At 71.6% G+C, this 19,370-nt stretch carries 15 protein-coding genes and 1 pseudogene; 2 read left to right on the forward strand and 14 right to left on the reverse strand.

Annotation, left to right across the window (positions count from 1 at the left end):
* Window positions 1-124: 124 nt before the first annotated feature.
* The 9 genes from OO52_RS37300 to OO52_RS37340 form a co-directional block, all read right to left on the reverse strand.
* Window positions 125-1,249, reverse strand: a complete 1,125-nt coding sequence (locus OO52_RS37300) for an inositol-3-phosphate synthase (RefSeq protein WP_030658614.1) — start codon at window positions 1,247-1,249, stop codon at window positions 125-127.
* A gap of 123 nt (window positions 1,250-1,372) precedes the next feature.
* On the reverse strand, window positions 1,373-2,692 hold the full coding sequence (locus OO52_RS37305) for a ThuA domain-containing protein (RefSeq protein ID WP_030658612.1): 1,320 nt from the start codon (window positions 2,690-2,692) through the stop codon (window positions 1,373-1,375).
* A gap of 12 nt (window positions 2,693-2,704) precedes the next feature.
* Entirely contained in the window at window positions 2,705-5,191 is a 2,487-nt protein-coding gene (locus OO52_RS37310) for a PQQ-dependent sugar dehydrogenase (protein ID WP_030658610.1), read from the reverse strand.
* A 94-nt stretch (window positions 5,192-5,285) separates the two neighbouring features.
* Window positions 5,286-6,284 (reverse strand): sugar phosphate isomerase/epimerase family protein, encoded by a 999-nt coding sequence (locus tag OO52_RS37315; RefSeq protein ID WP_030658608.1) that lies wholly within the window; start codon window positions 6,282-6,284, stop codon window positions 5,286-5,288.
* A 15-nt stretch (window positions 6,285-6,299) separates the two neighbouring features.
* Window positions 6,300-7,586, reverse strand: a complete 1,287-nt coding sequence (locus tag OO52_RS37320; protein ID WP_030658605.1) for a Gfo/Idh/MocA family protein — start codon at window positions 7,584-7,586, stop codon at window positions 6,300-6,302.
* Window positions 7,587-7,652: 66 nt separating this feature from the next.
* Window positions 7,653-8,693: a substrate-binding domain-containing protein gene (locus OO52_RS37325; RefSeq protein WP_030658601.1), complete on the reverse strand. Its 1,041-nt coding sequence runs from the start codon at window positions 8,691-8,693 to the stop codon at window positions 7,653-7,655.
* Between the two features lie 17 nt (window positions 8,694-8,710).
* A complete protein-coding gene (locus OO52_RS37330; RefSeq protein WP_030658600.1) occupies window positions 8,711-9,727 on the reverse strand; it encodes an ABC transporter permease in 1,017 nt (338 codons plus the stop codon).
* Window positions 9,724-11,241: a sugar ABC transporter ATP-binding protein gene (locus OO52_RS37335; protein WP_030658599.1), complete on the reverse strand. Its 1,518-nt coding sequence runs from the start codon at window positions 11,239-11,241 to the stop codon at window positions 9,724-9,726. The genes OO52_RS37330 and OO52_RS37335 overlap by 4 nt, the downstream gene beginning before the upstream one ends.
* 240 nt (window positions 11,242-11,481) lie before the next feature.
* Window positions 11,482-12,663 (reverse strand): ROK family transcriptional regulator, encoded by a 1,182-nt coding sequence (locus OO52_RS37340; RefSeq protein ID WP_030658598.1) that lies wholly within the window; start codon window positions 12,661-12,663, stop codon window positions 11,482-11,484.
* Window positions 12,664-12,887: 224 nt separating this feature from the next.
* Between OO52_RS37340 and OO52_RS37345 the strand changes: the two genes are divergently transcribed.
* Together OO52_RS37345 and OO52_RS37350 are read left to right on the forward strand one after the other, a co-directional pair.
* Window positions 12,888-14,123: an epoxide hydrolase family protein gene (locus OO52_RS37345; RefSeq protein ID WP_030658595.1), complete on the forward strand. Its 1,236-nt coding sequence runs from the start codon at window positions 12,888-12,890 to the stop codon at window positions 14,121-14,123.
* A gap of 25 nt (window positions 14,124-14,148) precedes the next feature.
* Complete coding sequence (locus OO52_RS37350; RefSeq protein ID WP_030658588.1) at window positions 14,149-14,973, forward strand: hypothetical protein; 825 nt, start codon at window positions 14,149-14,151, stop codon at window positions 14,971-14,973.
* Window positions 14,974-15,000: 27 nt separating this feature from the next.
* Here OO52_RS37350 and OO52_RS37355 read toward each other — a convergent pair whose 3' ends face one another.
* The 5 genes and pseudogenes from OO52_RS37355 to OO52_RS37375 all read right to left on the reverse strand — a co-directional run.
* Window positions 15,001-16,296 (reverse strand): phosphatase PAP2 family protein, encoded by a 1,296-nt coding sequence (locus tag OO52_RS37355; RefSeq protein WP_078877559.1) that lies wholly within the window; start codon window positions 16,294-16,296, stop codon window positions 15,001-15,003.
* Window positions 16,297-16,503: 207 nt separating this feature from the next.
* A complete protein-coding gene (locus tag OO52_RS37360; RefSeq protein ID WP_234340000.1) occupies window positions 16,504-17,241 on the reverse strand; it encodes a restriction endonuclease in 738 nt (245 codons plus the stop codon).
* 158 nt (window positions 17,242-17,399) lie between these two features.
* A complete protein-coding gene (locus OO52_RS37365) occupies window positions 17,400-17,897 on the reverse strand; it encodes a MaoC family dehydratase (protein WP_030658584.1) in 498 nt (165 codons plus the stop codon).
* A gap of 46 nt (window positions 17,898-17,943) precedes the next feature.
* Window positions 17,944-18,942, reverse strand: coding sequence for a hypothetical protein (locus OO52_RS37370; RefSeq protein WP_030658583.1), 999 nt, complete (start codon window positions 18,940-18,942; stop codon window positions 17,944-17,946).
* 219 nt (window positions 18,943-19,161) lie between these two features.
* A pseudogene (locus OO52_RS37375) lies at window positions 19,162-19,370 on the reverse strand (oxidoreductase); the annotation flags it as partial.

Here is a 19,370-nt window from a genome sequence, read left to right on the forward strand (position 1 = left end):
CTCGGTGTGGGCTCGTCGGGTTCGTGCGGTGTGCGACCCCGAGGTTCGCCTCCTGTCGCCCCGTCGGGCCCGTTCGGTGCCGGGGTGCCGTTCCGGGCGGCGGGGCCGGGGGCGGGGCGGCGGGTCACTCGGGCTCTCCCAGTTCGTGGGCGAAGTGCAGGAGCGTGGCGTACTGCTCGGCCAGGGCCGCCGGAGCCGTGCCCATCGGGTCCTTGAAGTAGAAGGACAGGGCGGTGAGCGGGCCGGTGTGGCCGGTCTCGTGGGCGCGGGCCGTCAGCCGGGCCAGGTCCAGGACCAGCGGTGCCGCCAGGGCCGAGTCGCAGCCCTGCCAGATGGTCTGCAGGACCATGCGGGTGCCGAGGAAGCCGTCGAAGGCGATGTGGTCCCAGGCGGTCTTCCAGTCGCCGAGCGCCGGTACGTCGTCGATGTGGACCTCGCCCTCGGGGACCGTGCCGAGGGTGTCGGCGAGGACGCGCTCCTTGCCGGCGTTCTTCGCCGCCGCGGCGGCCGGGTCGGCCAGCGCGGCACCGTCGCCGCCGCCGAGGAGGTTGGTCCCGGACCAGGCCCGCACGGCGAGCGCCCGCTGGGCGAACATCGGCCCGAGGGCGGAACGCAGCAGCGTCTGCCCGGTCTTGCCGTCGCGGCCGGCGTACGGCAGCCCGCTGGAGGTGGCGAGGCCGGCGAGCGCGGGGTGGTGCAGCCCGGTCGAGGGGGTGAAGTTGACGTACGGGCAGCCGGCGCGCAGGGCGGCCGCCGCGTAGAGGGAGCTGGGTGGCAGGGCGGTACCGGTCGCGGCGGGTTCGGTGGAGGCGACGTTCACCACCACCGCGCGGGCCAGACCGTGCCGTCGGACGAAGTCGCGCAGGTCCTCGGCGAAGGCGGTGATCAGGTCGTCGGCGGTGCGGGTGTCGCCGGGAAGGGGGCCGCCGGTTCTGATCTCCCGGTCCGCGGCGGCGAGTTCGGCGGCGACGGCCGTGGGGAGGCCGGCCGGGAGGACCCCGCCGGCGGCGAGTTGTTCGGCGCGCTTGGGCAGGGGGCAGTCCGTGGTGTCGTGGCCGCCGAAGACGAGGGACGACAGCGCGGGCAGGCCGCTGCCGGCGAACGCCGGGCCCTCGGTGACCAGGCCCGTCGGCGGGTGCAGGCCCGCGGTCAGCGCGGCGCAGCCCGCGACCACGGTGGTGGCGACGGAGCCGCGGGCCCCGATCAGCCAGACGCCGACACGCGGGGAACGGGCGGGGGGCGCGGACATGGGCAGCCTCCTTGTCGAGCGCGGACACCGGGAGCGGTGGGGGATGACGCCGTACGTGGGGGGTTCGGGCGTGCGGAGGTGGTGACGGCGGGCGGGAGTCCGGCGTCTCCCGCCCGCCGCCGTTCAGTGGCCCTTGACGGGCAGTTCCTTGATCCGGACGTCGCGGAAGGACACCTCGTCACCGGCTCCGTGGTTCTGGATGCCGATGTGTCCGTCGGTGAGGCTCCGGGCCGGATCGGTGTTGGTGAAATCGTTGATCTTCACGCCGTTGAGCCAGATCCGAAGGCGTTCGCCCTCGACCCGGATCTCGTACGTGTTCCACTCCCCCGGCGGGTTCAGCGCACGGTCGCGCTTCTTCAGGTCGGCGGACCGGAAGCCGTAGACGGACCCAGTGGTCTTCTCCGGGACGTCGGTGGCGTCGATCTGGATCTCGTAGCCGTTGTCCACGGCCGACCACGGGTCGTCCGAGGGCGGGAAGCCCACGAACACGCCCGAGTTGTCGTCACCGGCCGTCTTCCAGTCGAGCTTCAGGGAGTACGACCCGAAGCTCCGGTCGGCGTACCAGAGCAGGCCCATCCCGCCGGACGAGGTGAGCGTGCCGTCGTCGGACAGGGTGAAGGAGCCGGGGCCCGCCTGTCGCCAGCCGTCGAGGGAGTCACCGTCGAACAGGCTGGTGTATCCGCTCTCCGGCCGGCAGTCGGCCTGTGCGGAGCCGATCGCGTACCGGATCCCGCCCAGCAGATGCCGGCGGAAGTCCGGGTCCGCGTACGACTCCTTGGTGTGGCCGCCGCCGGTGTAGAAGGCCCGGCCGCCCTGGTACTCCTGGCACCAGGCGATCGGATGGTCGCCGTTCATGGTGCCGCCGGTGTACGACGACTCGTCGAGCGAGGCGAGGACGTGGGCCCTGTCCCGGGGGTTGGAGCGGTAGTTGTACCACTCGTCGGTCCGGTTCCAGGTCCGTCCCAGCCCCGAGGTGGCCGGGTGGGCGCGGTCCTCGACCCGCACGGTGGCCGGCTGGATCGCCGGGTGCGACTGGAAGTAGGCGCCGGCGAGGCCGCCGTAGAACGCCCAGTCGTACTCGGTGTCGGCCGCCGCGTGGATGCCGACGTAGCCGCCGCCGCGGTGGACGTAGTCCTCGAACGCCGCCTGCTGGGCGCCGTCCAGGACGTCCCCGGTGGTCGACAGGAACACCACGGCGTCGTAGCGCCGCAGGGTGGACGGGGTGAACGCGCCCGCGTCCTCGGTGGCGTCGACCGTGAAGCCGCCGCTCTCGCCGAGCTGCCGCACCGCGGCGACGCCCTCGGGGATCGAGTCGTGCCGGAAGCCGGCCGTCTTGGAGAAGACCAGCACCCGCTTGCCGTCGTCCGCGTCGTGCGACGCGGCCGGTGCCGAGGCGCAGCCGAGGAGCAGCGCGGCCGTCGCGACGGCGGTCACTGTGCGCATGTCCCGCTCCTCTCAGCCCGTGGTGAAGGTGAAGTCGTCGACGTCGAACAGGGCTCCGCTGCCGCCCTTGAACACCAGGTAGAGCGTGGTGGTGCCGCGCGGGGCGCGGGACAGGTCGGCCTGGACGTCCTGGAAGGTCTCCCAGCCGCCGGTCACCGGCACGGTCGCCTTGCCGAGCAGGGTGCCGCTCGCCGAGCCGGCCCGGACCTCAAGGGTGCCGCCCGCGCCGCCGGAGGCGATGCGCGCGGTGATCTTCTTGGCGTTGTCCAGGACGTACGGCGTGAAGGAGATCCAGTCTCCGTCGTCGATGTCGCCGACGACCTTGCCGCCGTGTGCCGTCTCCTTGGCGATCACCGAGACGCCGGAGCTGTTGCCGAAGTGCTCGGCCTGGCGGTGGCGGGGCTGCAGCACGCTCTGGTCGTGCGAGGTGAGCGCGGCCTGGCCGCCGCCTCCGTTGTCGGTGTACTCGGCGTTCAGTACGCCGAAGATGTTGGCGTCCTCGTCATGGCCGCCGTCGGCGCTGGTCTGGATGGTGCCGGTGCAGCCGGTGGCCGAGGTGAGCGGGTGGCCGTGGGTGTCGTGGCCGAGGACGAAGGTGACCTTGACCTTGGCGCAGTCGATCCGGCGGCCGTCCTCGGGGTCGGTCACCTTCACGGTGAAGGGGACCGCGTCACCGAAGCTGAACAGCTGCCCGTCCTTGGGGAGCTGGAGCACCACCGTGGGCGCGGTGTTGCCGACGACGACCTGCACGCTGGCGCTGCCGGTGCGGCCCGAGGGGTCCTTCGCGGTCACGGTCGCCGTGTAGGTGCCGTTCTTGCGGTAGGTGTGCGCGGGGTTCGCGTCGGTCGACCGCGTCCCGTCGCCGAAGTCCCAGCTGTAGGTGAGCGCGTCGCCGTCCTGGTCGCTCGTGCCCTCCGAGGAGAACTGGACCTTCAGCGGCGCCTGGCCGGAGGTGCGGCTCGCCGCGGCCTGGGCGACGGGCGAGTGGCCGTCGGTGGCGTTCTCGATGCGGTACAGCGCCGAGTTCTCGTCACCGCCGAACCAGGAGACGCCGTAGTCGAGGACGTACAGCGCGCCGTCGGGCCCGAACGCCATGTCCATCACCTGGGTGCCGGTCCAGGGCACGTCGTTGATGGACTGGACGGTGCCGTCCGCGTCGCTGGTGATGCGCTTGATCCAGCGGCGGCCGAACTCACCGGCGAAGAAGTCGCCGTCGTAGGCCTCGGGGAACTTGACCGGCGAGTCGAGCGCGGGGTCGTAGTGGTAGACCGGGCCGCCCATCGGGGACTCGGAGCCGTCGCCGAACTCGGGCACGGAGGGGCCGTTGTACGGGATCCAGGCGGGCTGGGCCGGCGGCAGGTCGGTCAGGCCGGTGTTGTGCGGGGAGGTGTTCTTCGGGGCGGAGCAGTCGAAGGAGGCGCCGGAGGCCTTGGTCGCGAAGTCGTAGTCGACGTAGGCGTCGTTGGCGCCGGTGCAGTACGGCCAGCCGAAGTTGCCGGGCTTGGTCACCCGGGCGAACTCGACCTGGCCGGCCGGGCCGCGGTTCGGGTCGGCGGCGCCGGCGTCGGGGCCGTAGTCGCCGACGTAGAGGATGCCGGTCGCCTTGTCGACGCTGAACCGGAACGGGTTGCGGAAGCCCATCGCGTAGATCTCGGGCCGGGTCTTGTCCGTGCCGGGCGGGAAGAGGTTGCCGTCGGGGATCGCGTACGACCCGTCGGCGTTCACCTTGATGCGCAGGATCTTGCCGCGCAGGTCGTTGGTGTTGCCGGACGTGCGCTGGGCGTCGAAGCCGGGGTTGCGGTCCGCGCGCTCGTCGATCGGGGTGTAGCCGTCCGACTGGAAGGGGTTGGTGTCGTCACCCGTCGACAGGTAGAGGTTGCCGGCCGCGTCGAAGTCGATGTCACCGCCGACGTGGCAGCACAGGCCGCGGGTGGTGGGGACGTCGAGGATCTTCTTCTCGCTGGCCGTGTCCAGGGTGCCGTCGGTGTTGAGCACGAAGCGGGAGAGGCGGTTGACCCCGTCGAAGGGGGCGAAGTCGGCGGCGGTGCCGGTCTCGGGCGCGTCGCCCGCCGGGGTGTTCAGCGGGGGCGCGTAGTAGAGGTAGATGAACCGGTTCGTCGCGAAGTCGGGGTCGACGCCGACGCCTTGCAGGCCCTCCTCGTCGTGGGAGTACACGGCGAGCTTGCCGGCGATCTTGGTGTTGCCGGCCGCGTCCGTCAGACGCAGCTCGCCGTCGCGGGAGGTGTGCAGGACCGAGCGGTCCGGGAGGACGGCGAGCGACATGGGCTCCCCGGTCTCCGCCTCGCCCTTGGCGAGGGTGACCTGCTGGAAGTCCCCGGCCGCCGCGGCCGGGTCCTGGTCGGCGACGGCTGCGCCGGCCTGGGGGGAGGTGAGGGTGAGGGTGGCGCCGGCGAGGAGGGCGCCGCCGAACAGGGCGAGCGCCTTGCGCAGGCGTGATCTGTGGGTTCCCTTGCGGGTGGTGCGGTCGTTCCCGTGCACGAAAGGCCTCCAGAGTGGGGCTGGTTGTACGGGGCGGGTGGGTACGCCGGGACGCGCCGTCGTCCCGGAGTGGTGAACCAACCGACGGGAAGGGTCAGTTGGAGAACGCCGCGTCGAACGAGGCCGACGGCGGCTCGAAGTCGTAGGTCTTCAGGCGGGCCAGTGCCTCGGGTGCGCCCTGGAGCCGGTCCATGCCGGCGTCCTCCCACTCCACGGAGACGGGTCCCCGGTAGTCGATGGAGCGCAGCATCCGGAAGACGTCCTCCCAGGGCACGTCACCGTGTCCGGCGGAGACGAAGTCCCAGCCGCGGCGCGGGTCCCCCCAGGGCAGGTGGGAGCCGAGGCGCCCGTTGCGGCCGTCGAGCCGCCTGCGGGCCTCCTTGCAGTCCACGTGGTAGATCCGGTCGCGGAAGTCCCACAGGAAGCCGACCGGGTCGAGGTCCTGCCACACGAAGTGGGAGGGGTCGAAGTTCAGGCCGAAGGCGGGGCGGTGGCCGACCGCCTCCAGGGCCCGGTGGGTGGTCCAGTAGTCGTAGGCGATCTCGCTGGGGTGGACCTCGTGCGCGAACCGTACGCCCTCGGCGTCGAACACGTCGAGGATCGGGTTCCAGCGGTCGGCGAAGTCCTCGTAGCCGCGCTCGATCATCGACTCCGGCGCGGGCGGGAACATGGCGACCAGGTGCCAGATCGCCGAGCCGGTGAAGCCGATGACGGTGTCGACGCCGAAGGCCGCCGCGGCACGGGCGGTGTCCTTCATCCGGTCGGCCGCGCGCCGCCGTACGCCCTCCGGGTCGCCGTCGGCCCACACCGCGTCCGGCAGGATGGCCCGGTGCCGCTCGTCGATGATGGCGTCGCAGACCGCCTGGCCGACGAGATGGTTGGAGATCGCCCAGCACTTCAGGCCGTAGGAGTCGAGGAGCTGGTGCCGGGACTTCACATAGCCGGGGTCGGCGAGGGCCTTGTCGACCTCGAAGTGATCGCCCCAGCAGGCGAGTTCGAGGCCGTCGTAGCCGAAGTCGCGGGCGAGCCGGCAGACCTCGGCCAGGGGCAGGTCGGCCCACTGGCCGGTGAACAGCGTGAACGGACGCGGCATGAGGGGCGGCCTCCTTCAGCCCGCGACGGGCGTGTAGACGGAGTTCTTCTCGGCGCTCTCCTCCACTGCCGCCAGGACGCGCTGCACCTGGAGGCCGTCGGCGAAGGAGGGGGCGGGGCGGGTGCCCGCGGCGATGGCATGGACCAGGTCACGGGCCTGGTGGACGAAGGTGTGCTCGTAGCCGAGACCGTGGCCCGGCGGCCACCAGGCGTCCAGGTACGGGTGCTCCGGCTCGGTGACGAGGATGCGGCGGAAGCCCGCCTCGGCGCCGGGTTCGGTGGCGTCGTGGAACCACAGCTCGTTCAGCCGCTCCAGGTCGAAGGCGAGCGAGCCGCGCTCCCCGTTGAGTTCGATGCGCAGGGCGTTCTTGCGGCCGGTGGCGTACCGGGTGGCCTCGAAGGAGGCGAGGGCGCCGGAGGCGAAGCGGCCGGTGAACACGGCGGCGTCGTCGACGGTGACCGTGCCGGTGCTGACGCCGGTGGCGGACCCGGCCGCCAGGCCGCGGCTCGGGCCGCCGGGCAGCGGACGCTCCCGGACGAAGGTCTCGGTGAGCGCCGACACCCCGGCCAGCGGCTCGCCCGCCAGGTACTGGGCGAGGTCCACGATGTGCGCGCCCAGATCCCCGAGCGCGCCGGAACCGGCGTGCTCCCTGCGTAGTCGCCAGGTCAGCGGGAAGGCGGGGTCGGCCAGCCAGTCCTGGAGGTACGTCACCCGGACGTGACGCAGCCCTCCGAGCCGCCCGTCGGCGATCATCCGGTGGGCGAACGCGGTCGCGGGCACCCGGCGGTAGTTGAAGCCGACCATCGCCACCTGCCCCCGCCCGTACGCCTCTTCGGCCGCGCGCGTCATGGACTCGGCCTCGGCGACCGTGTTCGCGAGGGGCTTCTCGCACAACACGTGCTTGCCGGCGGCGAGCGCGGCGACGGCGATCTCGGCATGGCTGTCACCAGGGGTGCAGATGTCCACGAGGTCGATGTCGTCCCGGGCGATCAGCGCACGCCAGTCGGTCTCCACGGCGGCCCAGCCGTGCCGTTCCGCCGCCGCCCGGGCGGCGGCGCCGTCCCGCCCGCAGAGCACGGCGAGCACCGGCCGGCGGGGCAGGTCGAAGACGTGGCCCACGGTACGCCAGCCCTGGGAGTGGGCGGCGCCCATGAAGGCGTAGCCGACCATGCCGACGCGCAGCGGTGGTCTCCCGGCTCCGGGTGCCGCGTCCGGTGCCGTCCCCGGTGCCGCGTCCGGTGCGGCTCCGGGTGCCGTCTCCGGTGCGGCCTCGGGGCCGGCTGACTGCTGCGGCTGTTCCATGCGCTCGTCCTCCTCGTCGTCGGGGCGCGTTCGTCGTGGCGCGGTGGGGGGTGCGGGCGGGCCGGATCAACGGAAGCCGGTGGGCATGTACCGGTCGACGTTGGTCTTGTCGACCACGGCCGAGTAGAGGGTGATGGACGCCGGGATCTCGAACTCGGCGAGACCGCCGATGCCCTTGGCCTGGCCGAGGGCGCGGGCCAGGTCGATGGCGGAGGCCGCCATGGTCGGCGGGTACAGGACGGTCGCCTTGAGCACGCCGTCGTCCTGCTTGATGGCCTGGAAGGCGGAGAGGGCGCCCGCGCCGCCGACCATCAGGAAGTCGTCCCGCCCGGCCTGCTGGATGGCGCGCAGCGCGCCCACGCCCTGGTCGTCGTCGTGGTTCCACAGGGCGTCGAACTTCCGCTGCGCTTGAAGCAGTTGGGCCATCTTGGCCTGGCCGGACTCGACGGTGAACTCGGCGGCCTGCCGGGCCACCTTCTTGATGTTCGGGTAGTTCTTCAAGGCGTCGTCGAAGCCCTGGGTGCGCTGTTTGGTCAGCTCCAGGTTGTCCAGGCCGGCGAGTTCGACGACCCGGGCGTCCGGCTTGTCCTTGAGCTTCTCGCCGATGTAGTGCCCGGCGTTGAGGCCCATGCCGTAGTTGTCGCCGCCGATCCAGCAGCGGTAGGCCTGCGCCGAGTCGAAGATGCGGTCCAGGTTGACGACCGGGATTCCGGCGCGCATCGCCTTGAGGCCGACCTGGGTGAGGGCCTTGCCGTCGGCGGGCAGCACGACCAGGACGTCGACCTTCTTGTTGATCAGGGTCTCGATCTGGCCGATCTGCTGCGCCGTGTCGTTGGAGCCCTCGGTGATCTCCAGGGTGACGTCGGAGTACTTCTTCGCCCGGTTCTTGGCGTTGTCGTTGATGGCGTTCAGCCAGCCGTGGTCGGCCTGGGGTCCGGCGAAGCCGATGGTGACGTGCTTGCCGGGCTTGTCGTCGGCGGCCGGCTGCTCGTTCACGGCCGTCTTCTCGTCCTTCGTCTCGTTGCTCGTGCAACCTGCGAGGAAGGCACCGGCGGAGACGGCGGCGGTCCCGAAGAGCAGTCCTCTGCGGCTCGTCAGCTGTGACATGGTGGTGAACCCTTTCCTCAGGTCGTGCTCGCGGTACGGCGCTGGACCAGGACGGCGGCGACGATGATCGCGCCCTTGGCGATCTGCTGGACGTCGCTCTGGAGGTTGTTCAGGGCGAAGATGTTCGTGATCGTCGTGAAGATCAGCACGCCGAGCACGGAGCCGGTGACGGTGCCGCGGCCCCCGCTGAGCAGGGTGCCGCCGATGATGGCGGCCGCGATGGCGTCGAGTTCGTAGAGGTTGCCGTTGGTGTTCTGGCCGGAGCCGGAGAGCACGATCAGCAGGAAGGCGGCGATGCCGCAGCACAGCCCGGACAGCAGGTAGAGGTAGAGCCGCTGGCGGCGGACGTCGATGCCGGCGAGGCGGGCGGCCTCGGCGTTGCCGCCGACGGCGACCGTGCGCCTGCCGAAGGTGGTGCGGTTGAGCAGCAGCCAGCCGAGGACCGTCACCAACGCGAACACCAGGACCAGCGGCGGGATGCCGAGCACATAGGAGTCGCGCTCACCGAGGTTCAGGATGCCGTCGACGGTCACGATCTGCGTCTTGCCGTCGGTGATCTGCAGGGCCAGTCCGCGCGCCGACGCCAGCATGGCGAGGGTGGCGATGAAGGGGACCATCCCGCCGTACGCGACGAGCAGGCCGTTGACGAGCCCGCAGCCGAGGCCGACGAGCACCGCCGTGAAGAGGATCCCGGCGAAACCGTACTCCTGCGTGGCGACCGTGGTCGCCCACACGGAGGCGAGGGCGACGATGGCACCGACGGACAGGTCGATGCCCCCGGAGGTGATGACGAAGGTCATGCCGACGGTGACCACGCCGATCACGGACGCCTGGGTCAGGACCAGTTGGAGGTTGCGGGTGTCGAGGAACTCGTCGGGCTTGGTGACGCCGCCGATGACGACCAGCGCGGCGAGCACCCCGAGCAGGGAGAGGGTTCGGAGGTCGGCGCGGGCCGGCAGGCCGCGCCAGACGGGGAGCCGGGCCGGCGGTGTCGGGCCGGCGGTGTCCCGGGGCGGGGAGACGTGCTGCGTCATGACGCCGGGCTTCCTTCCATGACGAGGTCGAGGACTCGGTGTTCATCCAGCTCGTGGGCGGACGCCGTGTGCACGACGCGGCCCTCGCGGAGCACCAGCACACGGTCGGCGAGGCCCAGCACCTCGGGCACCTCGCTGGAGACCAGCAGGACGGCGAGGCCCTCGTCCGCCAGCCGGCGCACCACCGCGTACAGTTCGGCGCGGGCGCCGACGTCGACGCCGCGGGTGGGCTCGTCCAGCAGCAGCACCCGGCAGCCGCGCAGCAGCCAGCGGGCGAGCACGGCCTTCTGCTGGTTGCCGCCGGACAGGGTGCGCACGGGCACGTCCGGGTTGTCGGGCCGCAGCGACAGCTCCCGGGTCGCGGCCCGTGCGGCGCCGCGCTCGCCGCGCCGGTCGATCCAGCCGCCCCGGGAGAAGCGGGACAGGGAGGACACCGACACGTTCCGGGTGACGGACTCCAGCATCAGCAGGGCCTGCGCCTTGCGCTCCTCGGGCGCGAGCCCTATCCCGGCGCGCACGGCGGCACGGACGCTACCGGTGCGCAACCGGCGGCCGGCGACGACGACTTCGCCCGCGGTGGGCCGGCGTGCCCCGTAGACGGTCTCCAGGATCTCCGAGCGCCCCGAGCCGACCAGTCCGGCGAGCCCCACGATCTCACCCGGGCGCAGATCGAGGTCGAGCGGCGCGAACTCTCCGTCCCGCGCGAGGCCCCGCACCTGGAGGACGGGCTCCGCCTCCGGCGTCCGGGCGGGCCGCTCGGGGAAGACGTACTCCACGTTGCGGCCCGTCATCAGGGCGACGACGTCCCGGGTCGGGGTGGTCTTCGCGGGCAGTCCGCCGGCGACGGCCCGGCCGTCCTTGAGCACGGTCACCCGGTCGCCGATGCGCCGGATCTCCTCCAGCCGGTGCGAGATGTAGACGATGGCGACCCCTTCGGCGGTGAGATCGCCGACGATCCGGAAGAGGTTGTCCACCTCGTCGGGGTCGAGCGCGGCCGACGGCTCGTCCATCACGATGAGCCGTACGTCGTGGGAGAGGGCCCGTGCCATCGACACGATCTGCTGCTGCGCCGCCGACAACTCCCCGACGGAACGGGCCGGATCGATCTCGGGATGCCCGAGCCGCTTCAGCAGTGCCGCCGTCTCGGTGCGGGCGGCCTTCCCGCGCACGACGAACCCGGCGGCCGTCGGCTCGTGGCCGAGGTGGACGTTCTCCGCCACCGACAGGTGCTCCACCAGGTCGAGTTCCTGGTAGATGGTGGCGATGCCCAGGCGCATGGCGGCGATCGGGGAGCGCAGGGTGACCGGCTCGCCGCGCCAGCGGATGCTGCCGCCGTCCGGCTGGTGGGCACCGGCCAGCACCTTGATGAGCGTGGACTTCCCGGCGCCGTTCTGGCCGAGCAGACAGTGCACCTCCCCGGCCAGGACGTCGAGGTCGACGCCGTCCAGAGCGCGGACTCCGGGGAACGACTTGGTGATTCCGGACATGCTGAGCAGCGGTGGTTCTGGTGCCATGTGAGTCCCCTCGGCGGGCGTGCGGACCGGTGTCAGGGCGTAGCGGGGCGAGCGCCCTGCGGCCAGGGAGCGGAGTTACACGAGTAAGTGGACGTGGTACGGGAAAGGTCGCTGACGCGGACGGGGTGCGTGGGCGGGCGGAACGGTGGTCGCTTGCACGGCGGAACGGTGTTGCCTTGCGCGGCGGAACGGTGCTGGTGTGCGCGGGCGGAAGGGTGGTCGCTCGCGCGGGCGGTGCGTCTACGCGGGTGAGAAGAGGTGGTCGCTGATCAGCCGGGCGGCGCCGATGACACCGGCGCTCGGCCCCAGCTCCCCGAGGACGATGGGCAGGTTGCCGGTGGCCAGCGGCAGTGACTGGCGGTAGACCTGGGTGCGGATCGCGGCGAGCAGGGTGTGACCGAGGCCGGTCACCCCGCCGCCGATCACCACCAGGCCCGGGTTGAAGAAGGACACGAGCCCGGCGATGACCTGGCCCACCCGGGTGCCGCCCTCACGGATCAGTTCGAGCGCGGTCGCGTCACCCGCGGCGGCAGCGGCGGCGACGTCCACGGCGGTGAGAGTGCCGTTCGCCTCCAGCCGGGCCGCGAGTTCGGCGGACAGGCCCTGCCCGGCCGCCTGCGTCGCGTCCCGGGCCAGGGCCGCGCCGCTGAAGTGGGCTTCCAGGCAGCCCCGGTTGCCGCAGGCGCAGGGCCGGCCGTCGGGCACCGCCTGGATGTGGCCGATGTCGCCGGCGCTTCCGGTGGTGCCCCGGTGCACCCGGCCGCCCGCGACGATGCCGCAGCCGATCCCGGTGCCGATCTTGACGCAGAGGAAGTCGGCCGTGGTACGGGCGACTCCCGCGTGCTGCTCTCCCATCGCCATGAGGTTCACGTCGTTGTCGACCATGACCGGGCAGCCGAGTTCCTGACTGAGCGCCTCCCGGACGGGGAAGCCGTCCCAGCCCGGCATGATCGGCGGGGCGACCGGTACGCCCTCGGGGAAGCGGACCGGTCCGGGGACGCCGATGCCGGCGCCGTCGAAGCCCTCGGCGAGTCCCGCGGCCTTCAACTTCCCGGCCAGGTCCAGGACTTGCTCGAAGACCGCGACCGGCCCCTCGCGCACGTCCATCGGCTGGTTGAGATGGCCGAGGATCTCCAGTTCCGGGGTGGTGACGGCGACGTCGACCGAGGTCGCGCCGATGTCGACACCGAGGAACCTGAGGTCCGGGTTGAGGCGGACGTTGTGGGAGCGCCGGCCGCCGCGCGAGGCGGCGAGTCCGTCGGCCACCACCAGGCCCGTCTCCAGCAGCCGGTCCACCTCCACGGCCAGCTTGGACCGGGACAGGTCGACCTGGTCACCCAGCTGGGCCCGGGAGTTGGGGCCACCGTCACGCAGCAGCTTCAGCAGGCGGGCCTGGTGCGCGTTAGCCGGTCGAGCCGTCATGCGTCTCACGTGCCCCTCCCCGCCATTTTCGGCCACCAGTGTCGGGCTTTCGACAGGGAACGTAGCAGTGGCTGCCCACCCTGGGAAGAAGTCGTGCACGGATTCCTGTGAACTTCTTCCACTGAGAGGACAAAGATCGGGGGTGGCCTTGCGACGGCCCGGCGCGCCGCCCCACCATCCGACAGGCCGACGACCCTTCGCCCCACCTGGTAAGGAAGCACGCCATGACCACTCCGAACGCCTTTCCCCTGGAGCCCACCCCCATCCATGTGTCCGACGAGGTCCTCGACGACCTGCGTGCCCGTCTCGCCTCGACCCGTCCGCCGCTGGACGAGGGGAACGAGGACTGGTCCTACGGCGTCCCGGACAGCCGTCTGCGGGAGCTGGTCGCCCACTGGCGGGACGGCTACGACTGGCGCAAGGCCGAGGCCGCCATCAACACCTACGAGCAGTACCAGGTGAGCGTCACCGGTGTCCCGGTGCACTTCATGCGCAAGCCCGGCCACGGCCCCCGCCCGATCCCCCTGATCCTCACCCACGGTTGGCCGTGGACGTTCTGGCACTGGTCGAAGGTGATCGACCCGCTCGCCGACCCGACCGCGTTCGGCGGTGACCCGGCCGACGCCTTCGACGTGATCGTGCCGTCCCTGCCCGGCTTCGGCTTCCCCGGCCCGCTCACCGGCTTTCCGGACGTCAACTTCTGGAAGGTCGCCGACCTCTGGCACACCCTGATGACCGAGACCCTGGGGTACGAGAAGTACGCCGCCGGGGGTTGCGACATCGGCGGGCTCGTCTCCAGCCAGCTCGGCCACAAGTACGCCGACGAGCTGTACGGCATCCACATCGGCTCCGGGCTGCCGCTCGACTTCTTCACCGGCCCCCGCGCCTGGGACTTCGCCCGGAACCGGCCCCTCACCGACGACCAGCCCGCCGACGTCCGCGCCCGCGTCGTCGAGCTGGACCACCGCTGGGCGTCCCACCTCGCCGTGCACATGCTCGACGGCGCCACCCTGGCGCACGGGCTGAGCGACTCACCCGCCGGACTGCTCGCCTGGCTGCTGGAGCGCTGGAACGCCTGGAGCGACAACGGCGGCGACGTCGAGTCCGTCTTCACCAGGGACGACCTGCTCACCCACGCCACGATCTACTGGGTGAACAACTCCATCGCCACGTCGATGCGCTACTACGCCAACGCCAACCGCTACCCCTGGGTCCCCGCCCACGACCGCACCCCCATCGTGCGGGCCCCGGTCGGTCTCACCTTCGTCACGTACGAGAACCCGCCCGGCGTCCACACCGCCGACGAGCGGGTCCGGGCGTTCGAGACCGGCCCGCAGGCCGATTGGTTCCACCACGTCAACGTCAACGCCCACGACCGCGGCGGTCACTTCATCCCCTGGGAGAACCCCGACGCCTGGGTGAGCGACCTGCGCCGCACCTTCCACGACCGCAGGCCCTGAACGCACCGAGCGGTACCTTGCCGCCATGTGCATCTCGACGAGTGAAGCCGCGTTCTCCGGCACGATCGTGTACTGCGGACGGCAGCACCACCCGGTGCACGGCCTGATCCACGTCCTGGGCTACCAGAACACCGCCGTCAACCTGGCGGACGGCCCGAACGCCATGCTGCTGCACCTGCCCACCACGCGGCTCACTCCGAGGCACTTCCTCTCCGCCGGACGCACCGGCGACGTCCTGAGCCGCATGGTGGCCGCTGTCGAACCCGTCGCCGCCGGAGCCCACGACATCGCGTGGATGAGCGCGGAACCGCAGCCCGTCCAGGTCTTCGACCACGACGTCTACACGGTGCTCCTGGCCACCGACCCCACCGCGGTCCCCACCGCGTTGCGGCAGGTGCCGCCGCACCGCCGACCGGACCTCGACCCGGACCTCCTGCGCTTCTACGCCGACCACTTTCCCGACCACACCATCGCCGTGTGCTGCTTCGACAACGCCGACGCGCGACGCGCCAAGCCGCTGCTGCTGTGGTACCCGCCCCTCGACCCGGACCAGTTGACCGTACCGGCCCTGGACAGCCACACCGGAACGGCACCGGACCTCGACGCCAGCGTGACCGTGGACCACTGGGTCCTGCTCTCCACCGACCGAGCCCCCGCCGGCTGGGGCGAACCCGTCGACTACCCCAAGAACATGCGCCACAGCCTGCGCGCCTTCCTTCCCACCGCCGTAGTGGGCCGGTACTACGGCGAAGGGCAGACCCTGACCAACGGAGACTTCACCATCAGCCACCGGAATCTTCTCGCCGGCGACCTCGACCGCATCGAGCGCCTGCGACCGACTCGCCGCTGATCTTCGGACCGTGGTGTTCCGCCCTCTTTAAGGGACGACTCCCAGTTCGGGTTGCGGTTCCGGTTGCGGTACCGGCGGGGCCTTCGGTTCCCACAGTGCGGTGGTCCGTACGAACCCGTGGACCACTGAGAGCATCGCCAGGATGAGAAGGGGGCCGAACAGCCACGGATGTGCGGCCATTTCCACCGGCAGATAGCGGTACGACAACAGGAGCGCGGCGAATACGGCCGTACCGTGGGCGACGAGCTGGATTCCGGACCGGTCCCAGCCCCGGTCGAGCGCGCGGAGCGCTGCCTCGATGGTGAGCGTGAACACGACACCGGCAACGAGATCGGCGCCGTAGTGGTAGCCGAATCCGAGTGTGGCGGTGAGTGTGGCGATCAGCCAGAAGGTGCCCGCGTAACGCAGGAACCGCGGCCCCTTGCGGGAGTGGACGAAGATCGCGGTGGCCCACGCCGTGTGCAGGCTGGGCATGCAGTTGCGCGGGGTGATCTCGTCGAACGGTATGGGGTGCGGGGTACCGATGGGCGGGGGCGTGTCCGGCCACAGGTCGGCGACCGCCCAGTGCCCGCCGTCGGCACCGTAGGCGAAGACCGGCCCGACCACCGGGAAGATCATGTAGATGGCCGGTCCGACCAGGCCGATCACCAGGAACGTGCGCACCAGATGATGGCGCGGGAAGCGGCGCTCGGCCGCCACGTCGCGCAGCTGGTACATCGCGACGACGACCGCCGCCACCGCGAGCTGGGCGTAGACGTAGTCGAGAGCGTGGGCGCCGACCGTACCGGTGGCCCGGACGATCCGGCCGACCACCCACGACGGGTCGCCGAGCGCGTGATCGGCGGTCGCCACGTACGGGTCGAGCACCGTCGGGCGGGTCTTCGACGTGATGAGGAGCCAGGTGTCGCCCGTCTTGCGGCCGGCCACCAGCAGCAGGCCGAGACCGACGCCCTTCAGCAGCAGCAGGCGCTCCCGGCCGGTGCGGCGCGTGACCGCGATGACCGCACAGCCCACGATGACCCACAACGCGCCGTTGCCGAAGGGATGGCCGTCCTCGGTCAGGCCGACGCCGGCCGCCCACCGCGCCAGCAGGAAGACGATGTCGATGCCGAACGCGACGCCGGCCGCGATGAAGCGTTCCCGCCAGGTGAGGACCACCATCGTCAACGCCATACTGGCGTACAAGAGGAATCCTGATTTAGGCGGAAATACCAGCTCTCGCACCTGATAGGTGATCGGCCCCGGCAGACCGTAGTGACGCGCGGCGATCTCCAGCACGACGAGGAATGCGAGGGTCACCACACCGGCCGCGGCCCACAGCACCGTCCGTGGTCGACGCCATGCGGCGAACGAAGTCCTGCTCTTTTGTGGCGGAAAATCCCGCGATGCTCTAGGTATCAATTGTTTGGCCGATGCGTTGGACGTTGTTTGTTTTTCCGACGAGGACGGGCGATGAGGGCGTGCTTGTCATGAGTTCGATCATGTTATCGGAGCGTCGGCACATTGTGGATGGGAACTGTCCGCGCTCGGTCAGCACTCGATGCCCGTTCCGTCCCACGGACTCGGCCCCGTACCGCGGCACCAGGCATCCAGAGCCCGGCCGTCCACGCACACGATTCCGCACTGACGCGCGTACTCGAGAGCGGGCGTGGTGAAGTCGCTCGTCGTCACCACCGCCGCGACATCGGCTTCGTGGATGGTGAAGCAGGTCCCCCCGAACCGCTGGAGGTCCTGCGAGCCGACCTTGTTGGCCACGCCGTACTGCTTGCACTGGATCACCACGCGCCGTCCGTCCGGGGTGACGGCGGTGACGTCCGCCCCCAAGTCGCCCGCGCCGCCCACCACCTCCACCTCCTGACAGCCGTCACGGGCGCACAGGTCGGCTATGGCCTCCTCGAAACCGTCGGGCTCGAGCTCGGCGCAGTCCACCACGCCACCGGGGACTTCGGTCGTCTCCTCGTCGGCCGGCCGTAGCGGAACGGCCGCCTCCTCGGCCGCTTCCTCCAGGGCCCGGGCGGCCCGGCGCGCGTACGCCGCGGCGGAGAAGCGGCGCCACCTGGACCGGCACATCACCGCGGCCGCGATGCCGAGCACCGCCAGGGTCACGGCCCACAACGGGCGCCGCTCGACCATGCCCGCGGCCGTCCGCACCACCAGCGCGAGGAGGCACAGGATGACCGCGAGCAGCAGGAAGAACAGGGCGGTCGTGCGCAGATCGAAGCGACGATCGGCGCGCACACGTCGAACGGGGCGCAGAGGTACGGACACGCGGGCTCCCTCCCGGACAGCGACGACAGAGGTCGGTCCTCTCCGGATGCCCGAGATCACCGGAAGATCGCATCCCGTTCACGGCTCGGCCCTGGCCGGCGACCTCGCCGACCAGGGCTGTCCCCGGTACCAGGGGCCGGGGAGCCCCGGCCCGGTGTCTATCCGCGTCGGAGCAGGTACTTGTGCTGTCCGGACAGCACGAGCTCGCCCCGCTGGTTGTGGATGGTGGCCTCCGTGACCACGACACCGTCCTCGCCGCGCGGTTCGAGGCCGGTGACGGTGAGCGCCGGGTACAGGGTGTCCCCGGAGTGCACCTCGGCCAGGAACGTGCAGGACAGCTCCAGGAAGCTGATGAACACCTCACCGATGAAGTGGGGGAACAGCGTGGCGCCCGGCGCGGTGAACGCCAGTACCTGGAGGCCGTGCACCACCGGCGCGGAGTGCCCGTGCCGGCGCGCCCACTCGGCGTCGTAGTGCACCGGGTGGTTGTCCGCGGAGACCGTCTGGAAGGCCGCCGCATGGGCGTCGGTCAGGGTGCGGCTCGGGGCCCGGAACACCTCGCCGACGCGCAGGTCCTCGAAGGTCCTGGGCGGGACGACGAGGAACGCGTCCGGGTCGAACTCGGTCGTCGGTGGTGCCGTGTGCTGCGTGTCCATCGCGCTGTCCTCTCGCTCGTGTCTCGTGGTGCGCGTACGTCCGGGCCTACTCGGCGGGGGCGGGGACGATCCGGGCGGTCAGGAGGTTGGGGTCGTCGTCCGTGAAGTAGGCGGCGCTGGCGACGTACGCCGTGCGGCCGCGTACGGCGAGGGAGGTCGGACCCTGAAGTCCGTCGGCGGCGGTGAGCACGACGGTGTGCCGGCCACCGGGCTCGACCCGGGCCACCTCGTTGTCCTTGTTGATCGCGGCCAGCAGGGTGTCGCCGCGGCCGGTGAACGCGAAGTCGTCGATGTCCACGAGGCCGGTGGCCCGGGTCGAGACGGGACCGGCCGCGCCGTGGCGGGTGACCGGTATGCGCAGCACGGTGCCCCGGTCGAGGTTCGACACCCAGACCGCGCCGTTGTGCACCTTGATGCCGTTCGCGCCCAGGAACCCGTCGGCCGCCAGCTCGGGTGCCGTGGACCACGCGGTCGGGGTCCCGCCGGTGATCGGCACGCGCCAGACCGTGCCCAGGACCGAGTCGGCCGCGTACAGCAGACCGCCGCGCTCGTCCAGCGCCAGGCCGTTGGGCAGACCGTCGGCCGGGAGGGCGGCGATCCGGTGCGGGGTGCCGCCCGGCCGCAGGCGCCACAGGCCGGTCAGGTCGCTGCTGCCGGTGGCGTACAGGAAGTACAGCGTCCCGTCGTGCGTGCGGACGATCCCGCCCAGGAACGGCGAGGTGAGGGCGGGGGTGACGGAGCCGGCGGGCGGCTCGGGCAGCGTCGCGAGGACGTGCGCCCGGCCGTCGGGGGCGACTCGGGCGACCTGGCGGCTGTAGGCGAAGGTGACGACCGCGCTGCCGCCGGGCTCCAGGGTGATGTTCTCCGGCCGCTGCCCCGCGCTCACGTCCAGGTGCGCGAAGAAGCGCGCGTGGGACGCCGAGGCGACCGGGGCCGTGGGGGCCGGGGCGGCGGTGGCGGGGCCGGTCGCCGTGACAGCGAGGGCGGCGACCACCGCCGTGGCCAGGAGGCCGGTACGCGTCCGCGTCGTCATGGGGCGGGTCATGTCGTTCCTTGTCTGTGTGATGAACAAGTGGGTATCTGTGAAAGGCGAGGTGATGGTTCGTCACCGGCGGCCGGCCGGCGCTTCGGGGTGCGGCTGGGGCGACTCCGGCGGGCGTGCCGGTGAAGACGGCGTCACCCCGGTCACCGGGCCGGTGTTGCTGGTGGCGAACTTGGGTGGGGGTGAGGTGAGTTGGTGTGCGGTGCGCGCTGTCGGACCGGGTCACCGGACCCTCGTGGCCGGTGCGGCGGGCGCGGGCGGGCGGAACTCGAAGGCCGGCTGGGCCGGTCGCGCGACGACGGGCGGCCCGGTCATCAGCGCGACGAGTTCTTCCGCGGCCCGTTCGATCCGTTCGGCGAGTCCTTCGGCGCCCCAGTCCTCGGACGCGGCGTACACCCCGGTGGGGACGACGACGGCGCGGAGGTAGGCGA

Origin of the sequence: Streptomyces flaveolus (genome assembly GCF_000716535.1) — a bacterium.
Classification (GTDB): Bacteria; Actinomycetota; Actinomycetes; order Streptomycetales; family Streptomycetaceae; genus Streptomyces; species Streptomyces flaveolus_A.